We start from the raw sequence: 15,261 nt of genomic DNA on the forward strand, positions 1-15,261 counted from the left end.
TGAGGCGTTTTCAGTCGATGTGGCCGGTGGGCTTGTCCTGCACGCCCGCAATGAGTTGCTGGCGTGCCCCAACGAGAAGGATCGATCGACGACTATTCGTCGATCACATCGGCCATTTCGAAGTCTTGTTCGACCGCTTCGTTTTCGGGGAAATCGAACGACTTAATGTAGCTTTTGCCCTCGCCGATCGGCGTCCCATAGGGCGCGTATTCGGGGTTGGCATCGACGCCGCTGAAGCCCTGGATCGAGACGATTTGAGGCCCGCCGGTGAAGCCAGTTCCTTCCGTTGCGGAATCAAATTTTCCGTCGACGATCGTTGCCGATCCCGCAGCTCCCGAGTTGCCTTTGGAGGTATCCGGTTCAAACATGATCGTGCCATGTTTGACCGGCTGCCCTTGGTAGGTCACCGTGCCAGAGATCGGGTAGCGTTCGATGCCCGAAGGACCGCACCCGATCATCATCATGATCAACGGGATAACGGACGCCAAACGGAACAACGGACATGACGCACCGCAGGGGCGCGGTGCTTTTTGGATTTGGAAGTGTAGATCTATCATCGGTCTATAGTTCCAGTACCTCACCCGAGGCGCGGCTTGCGGCACTTCGGTAAGTTGTCATGTCGATGGTTTCGGATAGGAAGCGAACCGATCCGTCCATCATTCCCATCATGCATCCGCCTGGGTGTTGGGACCCGTAGCCGCCGTTGTTGAAGGTCATCGTGAAGCCGCCATTAACCGCGGCATTGATCGGCCACTTGTGATTCTTGCTGGACAGTAACGCAACGCCGTTGTACCAGTACAATCCGCGGGTCCATGCACGATAGAAACCGTATTTCTGATAAGACAGTTCGCCGATCCCGATCGTGTTGGTCGTGCCATCGAGGATGTCTGCGAAGCGAAGGTTGCTGCGCAGTTGGAAAATGCCATCGGTCGCGTATTCGCCAAAGCTTGCGTTCTCCCGCGATGTGTCTCGCGTGTAGGTCTGCCCGGTCTGGCCGTTGGTTCCAATAGGTCCCGAATTTCCATAGTAATGGCTGGTGTAACAGTCGGCTTCGTTTGCTGCGGTGCTGACCGAATAGAGCTGAGGACCGCTGGGGCACAACAGCGTGTCGAGGCGGTTCAGTGAAATCGGCAAGTTCTGAACGTAGTTCCCATCGTAGCGGACTTGGTCGAACATCGCCTGCTGTTCCATGAACGGCAGCAGTCGGACAAAGATCCCGATCTTGCCATTGCCATCGATGCTGCTCGGCGGAAAGCGTTTGTTGATGTCGTGGTAGTTGTGCAGCGCGAGACCGAGTTGCTTCATGTTGTTGGAGCACTGCATCCGCCGCGCCGCTTCGCGAGCTGCTTGGACTGCCGGCAGCAGCAAGCCGACCAGGATGCCGATGATCGCAATCACCACCAATAATTCGACCAGCGTAAAGCCTCGCTGTGGTCCATGAAGGGGATGAATTCGCTTCATGATTTGATACCTCCCAATACGAAAAGAAAAATCTATACGGCAGCATACGCCGCCATTAAATGCCCTAGTGGCGGACAGGATATCCGTCGCCCTAGCGTAAAGGGTCATGGTAACGCATGGCGGCTCGCGACGGCAACCAGAATGCTGAGCAAAGGAATCGGTACCAAGCCATCCTTTGGGACTAGCGTCCCTGGCAAAAAGAGTGTGATTGACGCCGGACTGATACGCGTCTGGGCAACCCACGCAATTGATCGATCAGGCCTCTCCGAAGAGTCAGCGAATTGCTGGAAGTTCCCTATTCGCTCGATTCAAAATCGATCATCGTCTTGGGAACGATCGCCACGCGGAGCGCGTTGAGTACCGCGACGATGTCGATCACTTCTTGGCTGATCGCGCCGGCGACGGGAGGCAGATAACCGGCCGCTGCGATCGTCATCCCGATGATGCTCAGCGCCATCCCGCCGATTGCACTCTGCATCGCGATCCGCCGCATCCGCCGACTGATGTGCAAGAATTCATCGATCTTCCGCAGCGAGCTGTCCATCACAACGACATCGGCCGCCGACGTCGTCACATCGCTGTTCTGGCCGAACGCGATCCCCACCGTCGCGGCCATCAGCGCCGGTGCGTCGTTGATCCCATCTCCCACGTAGATGCTGTTCGCCTTGGCGGTCTCGGCCTCGACGATCGCCAGCTTTTGTTCGGGGCTTTGGCTGCTGTAGACGCTCTGGATGCCCACTTGTTCGGCCAGATAAGCGACTTCCGATTCCCGGTCGCCCGATACCACCATGGTCCGCGAGATGTGATGCAATGGAGCCAGGTGGCCGATGAAGCGGGCACCGTCGGTCCGCGGAGTGTCGCGGAATCGGTAGGTCGCCGCGTACTGTTCATCGATCAAGATCACGCACTCCAGACCCGCCTGTTGATCGGGCATTTGTGCCGCTAGGTCGGGATATTGTTTGAGCAGTTTATTTCGGCTGGTGACCCGAACCGAAGTCGTCCCCACCTTGCCGCGCAAGCCTTCGCCGGGACGCTCGCTGACCTCGTCAACGTTTAACATCGCAAGCCCCGCGGCTTTGGCTGCTGCGACGATCGCTCGCGACAAGGGATGTTTGGAATAGACCTCCAAACTGGCAACCCATTGCAAAACGTCGGCTTCGACAAATCCCGACGCCACGACTTGAGCCGTCAAATTGGGTTTGCCATACGTCAGGGTGCCGGTCTTATCGAAGATCAACGTGCGGCAGGTGTCAGCCGTTTCCAACGCCGAGGGATCGCGGACGATGATCGCTCGCCGCGCCGCCAGCGAGATCGATCCGATGATCGCAACGGGAATTGCGATCAGCAACGGACAGGGAGTGGCGACGACCATCACAGCTAAAAATCGGACGGGATCGCCGGAAAACGCCCAGGCGGCGATCCCGATCGCGACAGCCAACGGCGTGTACCAAGCACCCAGTTTGTCGGCCAGTCGCCGCATCTGCGGCTTGTTCTGTTCGGAGGCCGCCATGACTTCCATGATCTTGGCGTAACGGGAATCGATCGCCAGCTTGTCGGCTCGAATCAGCAGCGCCGTTTCGCCGTTGATCGCGCCGGAGAGGACGGCTGAGCCGGGCGTCTTGGACATCATGTAGGGTTCGCCGGTCAGAAACGATTCGTCCATCACGCCGTGCCCTTCCACGACGCTCCCGTCGATCGGGCAGATCTCGTGAGGGAAGACCGAAACGATGTCGCCGATCGCAAGATCCTGCAGTGGAACGTCGACGACCGATGCTCCCTGCTTGCGATGCGCGACCGATGGCATGCGTTTGCTGAGCGCTCGCAGTACCGACGACGCGCTGCGGACGGCGTAGGCTTCCAACGCTTCGCCACCGGAAAGCATCAGCACGACTAACGCACCTGCCAGATATTCGCTTAACAACGCCGATGCGACGATCGAAATTCCCGCCAGCAGATCGGAGCCAAACTCGCGCCGCAACATCTTCTGCAGCAGATCGAAGACCAACGGCACGCCACCAAATACGAGGACCGCCCAGAGTGGAATGTTTGCCGCTTGCGGACTGCTGGCCGTGCCGAACCGCAGTACCAGATGCACGCTGATCATTGCGACGGTAAAGATCGCGATCAGCGTTTCACGCGATTTCCACGTGGCAGGTGCGGGGGATGCTGGCAAGGGAAATCTCGCATTGTGGAAGGGACGGAATCGGTTTTAGGATTCGCGATCGTTAACCTGGTGGTTGGTCAAACTTCGATTATAGGCCTAATGGTAGTGGACGAGGTCACGAGTCCCCATAATCTCTGGCGCGAAAGGACTCGTGACCTCGTCCACTACCCCAAAATCTTATTGTTGACGCTGCACCAGGAGCGCGCCGCGACGGTTGGTGCAGCGGGCTAGGAAGTTGCTTGGCGGGCTGTCTGCAGCAGTCGCTGGCGCAGTTCCGATTCACCGACGGTCAGTGCGATCTCGATTCCGACAGCTCGCAGCGGCAGGCGGCCGATTCGCGAGGTTCTTAGTTTGACGAGATCCTTGTGCGTGCAGAGGATCGCTTCAGCCGCAGGGTGTTGGTCGACCCAGGCGGTGAGTGTTTCGATATCCTCGCGGTCGAAGCGGTGGTGATCGGGAAAGGTTTTGCTGTCGATCAGCGTGGCGCCACAATCGGTGACCGTTTTTACAAACGCGTCCGGATTGCCGATCGCACTGAAGACCAGCACCTGTTGCCCGCGTAGGGTTTCGATCGGCAACGGATCGGCGGCGTGCGTCAGTAACGCCGAGGGTTCGTGGACCGATTCAACCCACGTCGCTGTGGGGGCGTACCGTTGCACCGTCTCGCGGATCTGTCGTCGATCCGCGTCGGAGGCGGCATCGCTGCGCGTCAGGACCACGACGTCGGCTCGCTTCAAGCCTTTTAACGATTCACGCAACATGCCGCGTGGCAGTTGATACCCATATCCAAACGGACAGCTAGCGTCGATCAAGACGATGTCCAAATCGCGGTGCAGTCGGCGGTGTTGGAAACCATCGTCCAGCAGGATGACTTCGGTCTCCAGTTCTTCGACCACAACACGTGCACCCTCGACACGGTCGGGATTTTGAACATGAGGCACGTCGGGCAGGCGTTCTTCCAGTTCCAACGCCTCGTCGTTCACTCCGCTCGCATCGGCGCCATAGCCACGACTGACGATCGCCACGCGAAGGCCTTCGTTGCGCAGCACGCGAGCGATCCAAGCGACCATCGGCGACTTGCCCGTTCCGCCGGTGGTGATGTTGCCGACCGAGATCACGGGAACGTCGGCGTGTTGGATCGACGAAGCGTCGCGATCGTATTTGCGATTGCGCAGCGTGGTCGCCACGCCGTAAGGGATCGCCGCGACGCGAGTCGCCATGCGCAACAAACGAGCCAGCGGATCTCTCCGCTGGCCCGACATGATAGGACGAATATCCATTTACAGCGATTCGATGACCGAGTTGAACGTTGCGCTAGGCCGCATCGCGTTGCTCAGCTTTTCTGGATTGGGCTGATAGTAGCCGCCCAAATCGACAGGTTGGCCTTGAGCATCGCTGAGTTCGGCGACGATCTTCGCTTCCTGATCGGCCAACTGGCTGGCGACGGCTGCAAATCGTTGTTGCAGTTCAGCGTCTTGCGTTTGCGCGGCCAGTGCCTGAGCCCAATAGAGCGTCAGATAGAAGTGGCTGCCACGGTTGTCGATCTCTTTAACTTTTCGCGACGGCGACTTGTCGTTGTCCAGGAATGTTCCCGTCGCGGTGTTCAGCGTTTCCGCCAGAACCAAGGCTTTCTTGTTGCCTGTCTTGGTTCCCAGATCTTCCAGCGAGACAGCCAATGCCAAGAATTCGCCTAACGAATCCCAACGCAGGTGCCCCTCTTCGACAAATTGCTGAACATGTTTGGGAGCCGATCCGCCAGCACCGGTTTCGAACAAGCCACCGCCGGCCAGCAGCGGTACGATCGAAAGCATCTTGGCGCTGGTTCCCAGTTCGAGAATCGGGAACAGATCGGTCAGGTAATCTCGCAACACGTTGCCGGTGACCGAGATCGTGTCCTTGCCTTCCTTCGCCCGTTGGCAGGCGTGCAGGGTGGCTTCGACAGGTGGCATGATCTGGATGTCCAAGCCTGCGGTATCGTGTTCGGGCAGGTACTTGTTCACCTTGGCGATCAGGTTGGCGTCGTGGGCGCGGTTTTCATCCAACCAGAAGACGGCGGTCGCGCCGGTCGCTCGGGCGCGGGTGACGGCCAGTTTGACCCAGTCCCGGATCGGCGCGTCTTTGGTTTGGCACATCCGCCAGATGTCGCCGGCGGCAACTTCGTGTTGCATCAACGTCTCGCCCTGCCCGTCGACAACGCGGACGGTTCCATCGGCTGGGATTTCAAAGGTCTTATCGTGCGACCCGTACTCTTCGGCCTTCTGTGCCATCAGGCCGACATTCGCGACGCTGCCCATCGTGGTCACGTCGAACGCGCCGTTCTTTTTGCAGAAGTCGATCGTCGCTTGGTAGACGCCCGCGTAGCAGCGGTCGGGGATGACAGCTTTCATGTCGTGCAGCTTGCCATCGGGGCCCCACATGCGGCCGGAGGTGCGAATCGCGGCGGGCATCGATGCGTCGATGATCACGTCGCTAGGGACGTGCAGGTTGGTGATCCCTTTGTCCGAATCGACCATCGCCAATTCGGGACGCTTTTCCATTTCGGCAGCGATGGCGGCTTTGATTTCGGCTTGTTTCGCTTCGTCCAGTTTACCGAGTTTTGCGTACAGATCGCCCAGGCCGTTGTTCGGGTTGAAGCCGATTTCGTCGAGCTCCGCGGAATACTTTTCGATCACGTCGCTGAAGAAGACGCGGACGGCGTGTCCGAAGATGATTGGGTCGGAGACCTTCATCATCGTCGCTTTCATGTGCAGCGAAAACAGGACGTTGTTCTGGCGCGCGTCTTCGATTTCTTTGGCGAAGAAGGCTTGCAGTTTGCTGCGGCTGATCCGCGATCCGTCGATGATCTCGCCGGCTTGAATTGGGAAGTCCTTTTTCAGCACGGTCACCGAACCATCGGCGGCAACCAGTTCGATTCGAACGGTGCCCGCGGCGGCCATTTCATGAGATAGTTCGCTGCCGTAGAAGTCACCGTCGTCCATCGACGCCACGTGCGACTTGGAATCGGCCGACCAAGCGCCCATCGAGTGTGGGTTCTTGCGGGCGTACTGCTTTACTGGAGCAGCGACGCGGCGGTCGGAGTTGCCTTCGCGAAGGACCGGATTGACGGCGCTGCCAAGCACTTTGGCGTAGCGATCGCGAATCTCTTGATCGGCATCGGTTTTGGGTTCGGCAGGGAAGTTGGGCAGTTCGTAGCCGTGCTGTTGCAGTTCGCTGATCGCGGCGTTCAATTGCGGGATCGATGCGCTGACGTTGGGCAGTTTGATGATGTTCGCTTCGGGAGTCTTGGCGAGTTCGCCGAGTTCCGCCAAGGCATCGGTCTGTTGTTGGTTGGCGGGCAGGCGATCGGAGAAGTTTGCCAAAATGCGGCCGGCCAGCGAGATGTCTTTGGTTTCGACATCGATCCCCGCAGCGGTTGCAAACGCGCGGATGATCGGCAGCAAAGAACCGGTGGCCAGGGCGGGAGCTTCATCGGTTTGCGTGTAAATGATCTTTGCTTGGGCCATGGATGTTCCTTTGGATGTCGGGCTACGGGAATGACCGCAGCGACTGTTCTGAATAACGTTGAGTGAGTTGTCGTTGGAGGCGAATGGGGACGCAGTTCCTCCGCGGCAAGGAGGGGGCCACGCATTGAACCCGCAATCGGCATCGGACGCGATTGTAACGGGGAAAGGGCGGCCGATGTAGCCGCCACGTTCCGCCGGGGACGACTTGTCGCAGGGCGAAACCGAATTGCCACGCTCCGGAATCGTCGATGTTTGTCGATCCGATGACCCAACGTGTCACGACGGCAGGCGACACTGCGGGAGTTGTCAGCACGCGTCGGCGTCGGCTGGCGAACTGCCAACCATGGCAGACGCTTGCCGGGCACGCCGCCGGTTAAAACATTGGACGATTCGACAGGGAGGCTTCCACAATGGTTCTTGATTCCGCGTTTTCAACAGTTTCGCATTGCCAAAACCAAGCCACATCGTGCGGCTTGGGACTGGCCGATAACTTCGCTCCCGCCGCCGTGGCGGCCAAAGTGCTTGCCGCCGCTCACCTCCAGCCGCGGGCGTATCAGCGGCGGATGGTGGTCGCGGCGCTGCAGATGGTTGCTGGGCGGTGGCGTGCGCCGGACGGGCAGCTGGCTCCCGCGGCGGGGCGTGTCTTAGTCGAGAGTCCCGTCGGCAGCGGCAAGACAGTGATCGGACTAGCGATTGCCCGCGCGCTTCAACGTGCGACCGGATGCCGCGTCGGCTGGGCTGCGATGCGGAGGAACTCGTTGGCTCGCGTCGCTGCGGAAAACGCGTCGCGGGATTTCAACCTGGATCTGCAAACGATCAGCATGTTCGACAAGTCGCCGGCAGAAGTCGACCTGTTGGTGGTCGATGAAGTCGAGTGTGGTGGAACGGCGCAGATCGAACGACTGCACCGGCAACTGCATCCCCGGTGGACCCTCGGGCTGGCGGCAAACAGCGATCCGATCAAGGCTTGTTTCGACCGCGTGATCCGCGACGCGGGAGTCTCGCAATTGATCGCCGATGGTCATTTGAGTCCCTACCGTCACTACACGCTGGGCGAGTATACGCCAGCGGTGGTTGCGAAGCGGTTGATTGAAGAGCCCGATCGATGGGGACGGTCGTTGGTGTTTTTCCAACGCCGACAGCAGGGACTCGCCTGTTCCGGTCTGTTGCAGGAACAGGGAATCGCTTGCGAGCTGTTGGGGACCGGGGCGCATCGGGAACGCCAGTTGAACGGGTTCGAACGAGGAAGCGTGCGTGTTTTGATCAGCACCGCGGCTGTACCCGAATCGCTCGATTGCCCCGAGCTGAAAACGGTCTTCTGTCGTCCGGCGGGGCGCAGCAGCATGTTGGACATGGCGGGGCCGGTGTTTTGCAAGTCGGTGGGGCAGCCGATCAAGCAGATCGTGCAATGTCGGCAGGCGGCTTTTCCAATGTGGAAACGGATCGAGGCGGAGGAGCAGTGGGAATGGAACCAGGGTGCTTGGCGAAGCGTGGCGGTGAACCGGCAACTGGCGCAAAGCGTCGCTCCGTCGGATCCGCTTCGGTTGGCATCGGAGTTCCAGCGGCAGGAGGATGTTTTCCTTGGGCGGGAGCGGTTGCGATGCTCCACCGTGAGTCACAGCGTTAGGTTTTAGGGTGCGTCAATTTTGCAATGAGCCGTTTTTTGATAGCACACGGCGCCGGCTGACCTTGCATCGCGGGAAGCGGTTGGGTTATTGAAGCAGGCTGTGGTTGGGATGCGGCGCGTTCGCTTCGTTTTGGGTGCCTTGGTCGCACTGAGAAGGAGGCTGCGTCCGCAGCTTCGATCGACATCCGTCATTTGACAGAAAACAAAGGTCGCAGATATGTTCGGGCTCACTTTGAGATACGCAACCGTAGGGATTCTGACTTTAATGACGCAGCATGTCTTTGCCCAAATTACCCCCTCACGAACGACTGCAGGAACCGCACAGGCGGTCGTTCGCTTAGAAGACCAATTGATCAACGGCTTGCGGGCCACGCGTGAAGAGCAGCAAGCGTTTCTGAGAAGCGTGGTCGTGCTCAGCGATCAGGGAAAGTTGGATAAGCGATTGATCAACGCGATCTATGTTTGGTCTCGTCGACGTCAGCCGCTTTATCCGTTCCCCTTCTTTGAACGAGGCCTTCGGATCGAAGCACAGAAACGGGGGATCGCTTTGCCCGTTGTCAATCTCGTGCAACGGGTTGGCGGTGTGACGCCACCGGCAAGTCTAACGCGCTAGCATTGAAAGTCAGGAATCGCCGACAGCTGGCGTGAATCGGGTGGCGGCGATAGATTGACCAGGCAACGTTGTGTTTGGTCAGGGCGTCGGCGGAGCTTTTTAGAAGGCTTGTGACGGCGGAGCGACGCAGCCACGCACTCCCTCTGTCATTTGTCGAACGTTGAAGGAAGCGATCCACTTTGATCACAAAGATTACCGGAAAACTGGCGTCACTGAGCGAAGAGTCGGCGATCTTGGATATTCCGCCGTTCGAGTACGAGGTCTTTATTCCCGATTTCACGCGGCGTCAGTTGCAGGGAAAAATCGGCACGACCATTTCGCTGCATACGTTGAATTACATCGACGGCAATGCAGCTCAGGGCGGCCGGCTGTCACCCCGCCTGGTCGGATTTGTCGCCACAGTGGAGAAGCAGTTTTTCGAACTGTTCTGCAGCGTCGATGGGGTTGGCGTCAAAAAAGCGTTGCGTGCGATGGTCCGCCCTGTCAAAGAGATGGCAGTGATGATCGAGCAGCAGGACGCCAAGGGGCTGTCGAGTTTGCCTGGGATCGGCCCGGCGACCGCAGAGCGCGTGATCGCCAAACTGCGTCGCAAGATGCCTCGGTTCGCCTTGTTGGTCGGTCGCGATGCAACGCCCGAAGGGGACGACGACCAACTGGATGTCGTGCGCGATACGTTTGATGCCTTGTTGGCGCTCGGACATGGCGAAGCCGACGCGCGGCAATTGATCGACGATGCGATGGCCAGCAAAAAGAAGTTCAAAGATACCGAATCGCTGCTGACTGCGATCTATCAAAAGAGCACGCAATAGGTGTTGGCGTGAGGTCGTTGGAGCTATGGCTTCAGGCGACCGCGCACACCCAGGTCGGCTGAAGCCTCGACTGCAGCGCTGTCTTTCTGTTTTCGGCTGCATTAAGATAGCCAGCGGCAACGAACACGTGTGGGCGTTGCCACGCATTTGCTGGAACCGGAGCTCTCCTCGGCGAATCCTCCGATTCTGCCCGAACTTCTTATTAAGAGAGCCGATCATGTTTCGTCTATTGCCGCGCGTTTTCCTGTTCGCTGTCATCACCAGTCCCGGATGGGCTAAGGAGCCGGCACAGGAAGGTCCGGAGACGGAAATGCCCGCGGTGGTGAAGGCGTGGGTAGAGAGTCACTTGGAAAACTTGATCGCCGACTACCACTGGTTTCACACCCATCCGGAGCTTTCGTTTGAAGAACGGGAAACCTCTGCTCGGATCGCTCAACGGTGGCGCGAGGCGGGTTTCGAAGTGACCACAGGTGTTGGCGGTTATGGTGTTGTGGGGATCCTTGAAAATGGCCCCGGACCACGCTTGATGCTACGGACCGATCTGGATGCGTTGCCACTGGTCGAAAAAACTGAATTGCCCTACGCATCGACCGTGACCACCAAAAACACCGATGGTACCGATACGGGGGTGATGCACGCTTGTGGCCACGATGTTCACATGACCAACCTGGTTGGCGTCGCTCAATTCCTCGCCAGCCACCGCGATCTATGGCAGGGAACTTTGATGTTGATTGGCCAGCCCGCGGAGGAACGCGGGGCGGGGGCCAAAGCGATGCTCGAAGATGGCCTGTTCACTCGCTTTCAAAAGCCCGACTTTGCGATCGCGCTCCATGTGGGAGGCAATGTCGCGACGGGGAAGGTGGAAACGTTGGCAGGTTTCGCGATGGCGAACGTCGACAGCGTCGATATCACGATGATCGGCCGCGGCGGCCACGGTTCAGCGCCTCACACGACGATCGATCCGATCGTTCAAGCTGCCGCCCTGGTGATGGACCTGCAGACGATTGTCAGCCGCGAAATCAAGCCCTTGGATCCGGCTGTGGTCACCGTCGGATCGATTCATGGTGGGACGAAGCACAATATCATTGGCGATAGCTGCCACCTGCAGCTGACCGTGCGGTCGTACGATCCCAAGGTCCGCGAGAAGCTGCTGGCGGCGATCGAGCGAAAGGCCAAGGCGGTCGCCGCTAGCTTTGCCGCTCCCGAACCGAAGATCAGCGTCGCCGAAGGGACACCTTCGCTGAGGAACGACGATCAGCTGGCTGCGCGGATCACCGCAGTCTTTCAGAAGCTGTTGGGCGAAGCGAATGTGAGCACGCCAGCGCCGTCGATGGGAGGCGAGGACTTCAGCCGATACGGCCGAGCGGGAGTGCCGATTTTGATGTATCGCTTGGGATCGGTCGAAGCGCGGCGGTTGGACCGCTACGAGGTATTAGGAACCAATCCCCCGTCGCTCCACTCGAGTCTCTACTACCCCGACATCGAACCGACGTTGACGACGGGGCTGCAGACGATGGTTGCGGCCGCGCTGGAAATCCTCAGCAAATAGCACCGGCAACGGAAGGCTTGCCAGGGCGCGGACCGATCTGTCAAACGCTTGCAAAAGCGTTTGCTAGATGATGCCGCCGTGAACGCGAACCGGCGTCATATGGCTTGGTTGGTCAAGGAACCAGAAGCGTTCCCATTCATCGACGACCTGGCGAAGGTCTTCGGAGGTGAACAGCAACTGTTTGACACGGTGCTCGGGCCGAGCCGAATAGATTGGCAGAAAGCAGCCGCCCAACGGTCCGAGACATAGTGCCAGGGCGGTAATCTGAAATAAACGTCGCATCGCCGTTCCTCCGTGAACGTCTTTGTCTGCCGTGGAAGTCCATTGTTCGGATCCGAATCTGCTCGGAATCGCAACGCAGGAAATCGATCGTACTACTTCTCGTAATCGTAATCAGCCAACGGAGCGGTCTCCGAAGGCATCGTGAGTTGTCGAATCGGCGGGCTTGTTGTGGTTGTTGTCGGTTCTTTCGAGCGGATCCAAAACGGATTCGGTCTCAAGGTTGTTAACAATGCCCGCCGTCAGTTCGGCAACACGCGACTCCATCTCCTTGCCTGGCTTGAATGTGACGACATACTTTGCCGGCACACTCACTTGTTTCCCCGTACGAGGATTCCTGGCCTTTCGGGCAGCCCTTAATTTGACTTCAAAGACACCAAAGTTCCGCAGTTCGATCCGCTCCTCTTTGACAAGCGATTCGATGATTGCGTCGAACGTTTTTTGAACGATCTTCTTGGTTTGTTGTTGAGTCAGCCCGACTTCCTCGGAAATCGTTTTGACAATGTCTTTTTTGGTCACAAACTCGATCCCCAAGACGGATGATTCAGCGTTGTAAGTCCTTTGCACGACGCTACTTAGTAAAGCGAAGTGTAGACGCAACCGAACCTGCCGTCAAGATCGACCGGTCGTAAGATCGAAACGATCGACACAACCGATACTCTCCGAATCGGCTCTCTAGCCCGCAAACTTCAACAAAGCTGTAAAGATCGTGGTACTAGACGTTGGCTAGCATTTACTAAGCCGATTCCACTTTCGGTTTGTATTTCGCTAGCTCTCACAACTCCCCCGCCGGAACGTCCTGCTTTCCTTTGCTAGCGTATGCGATACAGCCTGGTAATCGAGCTGTCTCGCTGCACTGCAACACGCCGACGGTTTGCGGTTGCGCGGTTTTTCGCAAATTGGGTCGAGAGGCTCCCGTTGCGATGGGCTCCTGAACGGAAGAGCTGTCGAGCGTTCGCTCGACGCCCTCCCCCATCAAAACCTTAGGAGTCCGTCATGAACATCGCCTCAATCGTTTCTCCACCCGTCGATCGATCGCCTTTGCGACGCGATCGGAGAACCTCAAACCTCTTCGCCGCCGAGAGTCGACAGTTGGTGGGCTTGCTGATCGTCGCAGTTGCTAGCGTTGGAGTTCTGTTTGCCCGGCCAGCCGATGCGGCCGGAATGCTGGTCGCCGACGGCGGTGCGGGGGGCGTGCTGGAGATCAAACAGCAGGATGTCCGCGTGACGATCAACAACGGGATTGCTGTCACGCAGATCGACCAAGTCTTTGTGAATACCGAAAACCGGATCGTCGAAGCGCTCTACACCTTCCCGGTTCCACGCGGCGCGAGCGTTTCAAATTTCAGCATGTGGATCAGCGGCAAGGAGATGATCGGAGAGGTCGTCGAAAAGCAGCGGGCTCGCGAGATCTACAACAGCTACAAACGGGTGCGACGCGACCCGGGATTGCTCGAACAAGTCGATTTCAAGCAGTTTGAAATGCGGATCTTTCCGATCGCCGCCGGAGCGGAGCAGCGCGTGCGGATCGAATACTACCAGGAACTCCAGCTCGATCACGACTGGGGCACCTACGTTTACCCGCTCGCAACTCAAACCGCAGGTCGCCCGATCGATACGCGGGTGCAGGGCCGGTTTTCGATGAACCTGGAACTGCTCAGCGAGGTGCCGTTGCAGGAACTGCGAAGCGAATCGCACAAGGACGACTTCGTGGTCGTCAACCACACCGAGAGCTATGCTCAGGCGAGCATGGAGCTGACCGAAGGCGATCTTTCCCGCGACATCGTGCTAGCGTTTCAGACCAAGCGGCCGCAGACGGGAGTCGATGTTGTCAGCAGTTGGCCCGAGGGAGAAGACGGCTACTTTATGATGACGATCACGCCGGGCGAGGATCTCAGCAGCACGATGGAGGCGATGGATTATGTCTTTCTGTTGGATATCAGCGGATCGATGGCGAGGGATGAGAAACTGGCGATCAGCCGCCGGAGCGTCGCCGCGTTTATCGAATCGTTGAGCCCCGAGGATCGCTTCGAATGCCTCGCCTTCAATTTGCAACCGACGCCGTTGTTTCAAGAAGCTCGCGCCGCGACGGCTGACAATTTGGAAGTCGCCAATGAATTCTTTGCCGCCCAACGCGCCCGCGGCGGGACCGTGCTGGGGCCAGCGCTGAAGATGGCTTACGGATATCGCGATGCCGATCGACCGCTGAACGTTGTCCTGTTGAGCGACGGGCTGACCGAACCGGGCGAGCAATCGGAACTGCTGCGGTTGATCGGAGCACGACCCGACGGAGTCCGGGTGTTTTGTGTTGGCGTTGGCAACGAAGTGAATCGTCCCCTGTTGGACCAGATCGCGACGCGAGCCGGCGGATTGGCGGCGTTTGTTTCGACCGAGGATAGTTTCCGTCGCCAAGCCCATCTGATGCGTCAAAAGCTGGTTCGCCCAGCGATCGCCAACCTGTCGGTCGATTTCGCCGATACGCGAATCAGCGAAGTCGAACCGCAACAACTGGGCAATCTGTTTTACGGTACGCCACTGCGTCTGTTGGGGCGGTTCTCCTCCGGCGGTCCGACTCAGGTGACGATGAAAGGCGAGATCCAAGGGAGTCCATGGGAACAAACCGTCGAGATCCCTTTGCCGACGGAGCGATCGAAAGCCTATAACAGCCTGATCGAAAGGATGTGGGCGTTCCGCAAGGTCTCGCGGTTGTTGGACGAGGAACGAGGCGGATCGGGATCGCGCCAAGCCGAGATCGTGCGGCTGTGCGAAGGCTATTCGATCGTCTCTCCCTATGCTTCGATGCTGGTTTTGGAGAACGACGCCGAATACAAGCGCTGGAAGATCCAGCAACGCAACGCAACGCGCTTGAGCCGCGATCGGGCTTCGCAAAAACAGGTCGCCGATAAACTGGCGGCTCTACGTGATCGCAGCCAGGAGTACCTTGTATCGACGCCTGCGAAACCGGCGGCGACCGATACGCCCGCTGCAAATAGCCAAGACGCTGCCAACAACGCAAGCGTCCCCGCCGGCAACTCTCCGGAACCTGCCGCGCCCGGCCAAGCTCGCTCGCGTCGCGGAGTCGATCTCGATGTGCGTCCCTTCAGCGGAGGCGGTGGAGGCGCGATCGATCCCATCACCGCCACGCTGGCAATTTCTGCTGCCGGAGCGGCCGCCTGGACACGTCGACGCCGCAACCCACCGGCGAAGGTTTGATGCTTGCGGGAAGAGTGTCCCGGCGGAAGGAGATGCTGGGACG

13 protein-coding genes are annotated in these 15,261 nt (G+C 58.7%); 6 read left to right on the top strand and 7 right to left on the bottom strand.

Annotation, left to right across the window (positions count from 1 at the left end):
* Nucleotides 1–92: 92 nt before the first annotated feature.
* The 5 genes from Poly24_RS04895 to Poly24_RS04915 form a co-directional block, all read right to left on the bottom strand.
* A complete protein-coding gene (locus tag Poly24_RS04895; protein ID WP_145091307.1) occupies nucleotides 93–557 on the bottom strand; it encodes a hypothetical protein in 465 nt (154 codons plus the stop codon).
* 4 nt (nucleotides 558–561) lie between these two features.
* Nucleotides 562–1,461 (bottom strand): DUF1559 domain-containing protein, encoded by a 900-nt coding sequence (locus Poly24_RS04900; RefSeq protein ID WP_145091310.1) that lies wholly within the window; start codon nucleotides 1,459–1,461, stop codon nucleotides 562–564.
* Between the two features lie 295 nt (nucleotides 1,462–1,756).
* Nucleotides 1,757–3,565: a heavy metal translocating P-type ATPase gene (locus Poly24_RS04905; protein WP_145102611.1), complete on the bottom strand. Its 1,809-nt coding sequence runs from the start codon at nucleotides 3,563–3,565 to the stop codon at nucleotides 1,757–1,759.
* A gap of 287 nt (nucleotides 3,566–3,852) precedes the next feature.
* Entirely contained in the window at nucleotides 3,853–4,905 is a 1,053-nt protein-coding gene (gene lpxK, locus Poly24_RS04910) for a tetraacyldisaccharide 4'-kinase (protein ID WP_231753471.1), read from the bottom strand.
* Nucleotides 4,906–7,128: an NADP-dependent isocitrate dehydrogenase gene (locus Poly24_RS04915; protein ID WP_145091313.1), complete on the bottom strand. Its 2,223-nt coding sequence runs from the start codon at nucleotides 7,126–7,128 to the stop codon at nucleotides 4,906–4,908. It abuts the gene before it with no gap.
* 248 nt (nucleotides 7,129–7,376) lie between these two features.
* On the opposite strand from Poly24_RS04915, the gene Poly24_RS27615 reads away from it, so the two are divergent.
* The 5 genes from Poly24_RS27615 to Poly24_RS04935 all read left to right on the top strand — a co-directional run bounded on the left by Poly24_RS27615 (nucleotide 7,377) and on the right by Poly24_RS04935 (nucleotide 11,726).
* Nucleotides 7,377–7,505: a hypothetical protein gene (locus Poly24_RS27615; protein ID WP_261343103.1), complete on the top strand. Its 129-nt coding sequence runs from the start codon at nucleotides 7,377–7,379 to the stop codon at nucleotides 7,503–7,505.
* Between the two features lie 33 nt (nucleotides 7,506–7,538).
* Entirely contained in the window at nucleotides 7,539–8,762 is a 1,224-nt protein-coding gene (locus tag Poly24_RS04920) for a DEAD/DEAH box helicase (protein ID WP_145091316.1), read from the top strand.
* A gap of 258 nt (nucleotides 8,763–9,020) precedes the next feature.
* Nucleotides 9,021–9,368, top strand: a complete 348-nt coding sequence (locus Poly24_RS04925; protein ID WP_145091319.1) for a hypothetical protein — start codon at nucleotides 9,021–9,023, stop codon at nucleotides 9,366–9,368.
* 179 nt (nucleotides 9,369–9,547) lie between these two features.
* Nucleotides 9,548–10,177 carry a Holliday junction branch migration protein RuvA gene (gene ruvA / locus Poly24_RS04930; protein WP_145091322.1) on the top strand — a complete coding sequence of 210 codons (630 nt, stop codon included), beginning with the start codon at nucleotides 9,548–9,550 and terminating at the stop codon, nucleotides 10,175–10,177.
* A gap of 217 nt (nucleotides 10,178–10,394) precedes the next feature.
* Nucleotides 10,395–11,726: an amidohydrolase gene (locus tag Poly24_RS04935; protein ID WP_145091325.1), complete on the top strand. Its 1,332-nt coding sequence runs from the start codon at nucleotides 10,395–10,397 to the stop codon at nucleotides 11,724–11,726.
* A gap of 63 nt (nucleotides 11,727–11,789) precedes the next feature.
* On the opposite strand, the gene Poly24_RS04940 is transcribed toward Poly24_RS04935, so the two are convergent.
* Nucleotides 11,790–12,008, bottom strand: coding sequence for a hypothetical protein (locus Poly24_RS04940; protein WP_145091328.1), 219 nt, complete (start codon nucleotides 12,006–12,008; stop codon nucleotides 11,790–11,792).
* 111 nt (nucleotides 12,009–12,119) lie between these two features.
* The gene (locus Poly24_RS04945) at nucleotides 12,120–12,524 is read right to left on the bottom strand and encodes an HU family DNA-binding protein (RefSeq protein ID WP_145091331.1); all 405 of its coding nucleotides are present in this window, start codon (nucleotides 12,522–12,524) and stop codon (nucleotides 12,120–12,122) included.
* A 477-nt stretch (nucleotides 12,525–13,001) separates the two neighbouring features.
* Here Poly24_RS04945 and mprA point away from each other — a divergent pair, with 477 nt between their 5' ends.
* On the top strand, nucleotides 13,002–15,218 hold the full coding sequence (gene mprA, locus Poly24_RS04950) for an MprA protease, GlyGly-CTERM protein-sorting domain-containing form (protein WP_145091334.1): 2,217 nt from the start codon (nucleotides 13,002–13,004) through the stop codon (nucleotides 15,216–15,218).
* Nucleotides 15,219–15,261 lie beyond the last annotated feature (43 nt).

The sequence above is a fragment of the Rosistilla carotiformis genome, assembly GCF_007753095.1.
Taxonomy (GTDB): domain Bacteria; phylum Planctomycetota; class Planctomycetia; order Pirellulales; family Pirellulaceae; genus Rosistilla; species Rosistilla carotiformis.